This is a genomic window from Pseudozobellia sp. WGM2 (assembly GCF_017810075.1).
Classification (GTDB): Bacteria; Bacteroidota; Bacteroidia; order Flavobacteriales; family Flavobacteriaceae; genus JADNYK01.
The window spans coordinates 1-3,588 of sequence record NZ_JADNYK010000017.1 but is presented as its reverse complement, the minus strand read 5'-3'; the positions used below and the strand labels follow the sequence as shown (position 1 = coordinate 3,588).

General features: G+C 37.3%; 6 protein-coding genes. 4 read left to right on the top strand and 2 right to left on the bottom strand.

Annotation, left to right across the window (positions count from 1 at the left end):
* Positions 1-184 precede the first annotated feature (184 nt).
* From IV512_RS19560 to IV512_RS19545, 4 genes are all read left to right on the top strand, one after another.
* Complete coding sequence (locus IV512_RS19560; protein ID WP_209406431.1) at positions 185-454, top strand: helix-turn-helix domain-containing protein; 270 nt, start codon at positions 185-187, stop codon at positions 452-454.
* Between the two features lie 29 nt (positions 455-483).
* Positions 484-702, top strand: coding sequence for a hypothetical protein (locus tag IV512_RS19555; RefSeq protein WP_209406429.1), 219 nt, complete (start codon positions 484-486; stop codon positions 700-702).
* A gap of 232 nt (positions 703-934) precedes the next feature.
* Complete coding sequence (locus tag IV512_RS19550; RefSeq protein ID WP_209406427.1) at positions 935-1,708, top strand: type IV toxin-antitoxin system AbiEi family antitoxin; 774 nt, start codon at positions 935-937, stop codon at positions 1,706-1,708.
* On the top strand, positions 1,695-2,591 hold the full coding sequence (locus IV512_RS19545; RefSeq protein WP_209406425.1) for a nucleotidyl transferase AbiEii/AbiGii toxin family protein: 897 nt from the start codon (positions 1,695-1,697) through the stop codon (positions 2,589-2,591). Before IV512_RS19550 ends, IV512_RS19545 begins: the two co-directional genes overlap by 14 nt.
* A 52-nt stretch (positions 2,592-2,643) precedes the next feature.
* Here IV512_RS19545 and IV512_RS19540 read toward each other — a convergent pair whose 3' ends face one another.
* Positions 2,644-2,934 carry a hypothetical protein gene (locus IV512_RS19540; protein WP_209406424.1) on the bottom strand — a complete coding sequence of 97 codons (291 nt, stop codon included), beginning with the start codon at positions 2,932-2,934 and terminating at the stop codon, positions 2,644-2,646.
* Positions 2,889-3,176 (bottom strand): hypothetical protein, encoded by a 288-nt coding sequence (locus IV512_RS19535; RefSeq protein ID WP_209406422.1) that lies wholly within the window; start codon positions 3,174-3,176, stop codon positions 2,889-2,891. The genes IV512_RS19540 and IV512_RS19535 overlap by 46 nt, the downstream gene beginning before the upstream one ends.
* Positions 3,177-3,588 lie beyond the last annotated feature (412 nt).

Sequence of the window (3,588 nt, the reverse complement as noted above, 5' to 3'; positions counted from 1 at the left end):
AATATAAGCTTCAATAGGTCCGTAGATAATTCCAAGGTCGGTCGTTTTTACGCAAAGATCGGACTCCTATATCAATCCGCACACAACTTTTGAGATTGACCCTTCAAGAGTTTAATAATCAATATTTTATACAAAAGTAAAAAGATCATATATTGAACCATAAACATCCCACTATTTAATTGTCATGCAAGTTATCTGTGTTCAAGAGGAAGCCTTTTATGCCTTGTTCGAAAAGGTTATTGAACATGTTGAATCCAAAAGGCAGGATAAGCCCGAAAAATGGATTGATGTGGAAGAAGCAATGTCTATCCTTAGAATAAAATCTACTACTACCCTTCAGAAACTAAGGAATGAAGGTAAAATTAGGTTTTCCCAACCCCAAAAGAAGATTATCCTTTACGATAGGGATTCTATTATAGCATACATCGAGAAACACGTCCGAGAAACTTTTTAAGTATGGAAGAATAAATCAAAGTTGACGAAATGTTCAAAAGTGCTTTTAATCTAGGCTATCGTTTGGCGGAGGAGTTGAACCTTAAACCCCACATACTCGAAAACCAAGAAAAAATTATGTCTTCAGGCCCTATGCACTTGGGTATGCAACAGTTTATTGATGAAGCCAAACTTTCTAAAAACAAAAGACAGGATAAAACCGTTGAAAAAAGTGTCAAAAAGAGAAGGGGCAAGGGTTTAGGCTTTTAGTTATGCCAACTTTCCATAATATTTTGTTCCTAATCAATAATTTTCTCTGATAAGTAGGTACTAATCGCCCAAAATCTTTCATAATGCTTCGCTTTCCATTACCCGCAGTCAGTAGCATGAGAGAGCTAAGAATAGTTTTATTTTTTATGTTTTTCGGTACTTAAAGTACCTAAAGGTATAAGATTATAAACCAAATCAAAATAAAGTTTAAAAAATTACGTAATTTGGTACCGTGAGTACCGATAGTAAATTAAAAATAAACCAATTATTGGGTGCGAATCCTTCGGGAATCGTTTACCTATCTTCTTGGTTAGTAGGGCAAGGATATAGCCTTGATTTACAAAAAAGATATCGTAGCAGTGACTGGTTTACTTCAATAGGTACAGGAGCCATGATACGCTCGGGTGATGATGTTGGTTACGAAGGGGCTATCTATGCTCTCCAAAATCAAGCGGGGCTATTTGTACATCCAGCGGGGAAGACCGCTTTCTCATTACTCGGTAAATCGCATTATTTAGAACTTTCCCAAAAAAAGGTTACACTGTTTGGTGGAAAAAACGAAAAGCTGCCCACTTGGTGCTTGAAGCATGATTGGGGTGTAACCCTAGACTATTATAGTTCTTCTTTTCTACCAGCGGAAATAGGGCTTACGGAAGTGGAGCTAAAAACATTCACCATAAAAGTTTCCAGTGCTGCAAGGGCAATGCTGGAGTGCCTATTTTTAACACCCAAAAATCAAGATCTTCTAGAGTGTTACCAATTAATGGAAGGGCTAAATAATCTAAGACCCAATCTTGTTCAAAATCTATTGGAAAACTGTTCCTCTATAAAAGTAAAACGCCTCTTTCTATATCTGGCCGAAAGGGCTGGTCATAGTTGGGTTCAACATATCAACCTCGAAAAAATAGATCTAGGAAGTGGTAAACGAAGTATCGTAAAAAATGGTGTTTACAATTCAAAATATAAAATAACCGTTCCTACCAAATTTGCAAATGGCGAATTATAAATCACAAGTTTCACTGTTATTGAATGTACTTCCGGAAGTTGCGAAAGAAACATGCTTTGCCCTTCATGGAGGGACGGCCATTAACCTGTTCGTTCGTGAAATGCCCAGGTTGTCCGTAGATATTGATTTAACTTATGTTCCGGTCGGGAATAGGGAAACATCATTTGAAAATATCAATAAGGCTTTAGCACGAATTAAGGGGAATATCGAAACTGTTGTTCACAAAGTCAAAGTCACACACAAACAAGATGAGCTTAAACTACAAATTTCCAAAGGACAGGCTCAAATAAAATTGGAAGTCAACCAAGCAATGCGCGGGACTATTGCCACACCAATCAAAATGACTTTATGTGAAAAGGCACAGGAGGCATTCGATGCTTTTTGTGAAATTGCTATCGTCCCTATTGGTCAACTTTATGGAGGCAAAATTTGTGCTGCTTTGGATCGTCAGCATCCCAGGGATTTTTTCGATGTCAAATATCTTTTAGAAAACGAGGGATTTACCGAAGAAGTCAGAACAGGATTTCTCTTTGGTCTGTTAAGTAGTAATAGACCACTACATGAAATGCTTGCTCCTAATTTACTTGACCAACGTTCAGCTATGGCGAATCAATTTGAAGGTATGAGTGATGAAGAATTCACCTATGAAGGTTTTGAAACAACACGAAATTCACTTATTAAAACCATTCATGAAAACCTTACTGACTCTGATAAGGAATTTCTATTGAGTTTTGAAAACAACACTCCAAATTGGAATGCGTACAAATTTGAAGACTATCCTGCGGTACAATGGAAATTACAAAATCTACAAAAGCTAAAAGAAGCTAATCCTAAAAAGCATAGGGAGCAATTAGAACTTTTAAAAAGTGGACTTAGAGCTTAACCATAGTTATGAACGTACCCACACTCCGTTCACAGGTAAGTACAATTCTTCACTAGAAAACCGGCACGGAATTATTCGATGATGAACAGTATATATCAATAACCTCTACTATCTCTTCTAATGTAAATTCATCTATAACCGACAAATCAAATTCACTAGCGAAATTACATAAGAGTACTTTGAGTTCTTCAATGGTATCCGCCTCCAATCCACTAGCATTTGGATCATAGATTATATAGGCAAGAGACCTGCCAAATTCCTCGTCGAATTTCTTTTCCGGATGGGTATCACTTTCATCTAAAAAATTCTCAAAATAGACATGTATTTTTGGTTCAAGCCCCAAAAGTATAGAGCGGTTAGTTCGTCCTCTTCAAGGTTATTTTTGAACTGCCATAACATTCCAAAAAGGTCTAGTTCATACTCGTTAGGCAAGTCAAATCCATAATGATTAATACTTTTGAACAGGTCGGTAATTGCTTTATTATTTGATTGTGGTTCAAAGGAAAAACTCATCAATAGTTTACGTAGAACCGACTTTTTAAAATAGGCTATAGTAACTGCATTGATATCTTTTGTAATGAACATTTTGTCGCTAATACTTATCAATGGACTCTAATTTTTTTTGTTGGTCGTAGGTCTGGATTTTGAGATTGACCAAAGATACCGAGTAAAGATTTTAACTAAGGAGGTAGTACTCTTTTTAACTTTTTTATTCAGCCATATATTCCCAAGCCACTGCGGAAGTCTTGCAAAAATTCCACTCCGATCCTCCCGAGCGGGCGACCTTCGTCCGCCCGCTTTCGGTCGTCTTTCCGTTCCGGTTTTGCAAGACCCCCTCGCGGCCGCGCAAGAGCACAAGCGGCGAAAAGCCGCTTGCCCTTTTTTCTCCCTACCCACAAAAAAAATTGAATATTTCCGTATTTCCTTGATTTTTTAAACACCATATTAGACCAGATAAATTCCCCGATCGGCCTTAAATAATCTCATATGGTTTCAT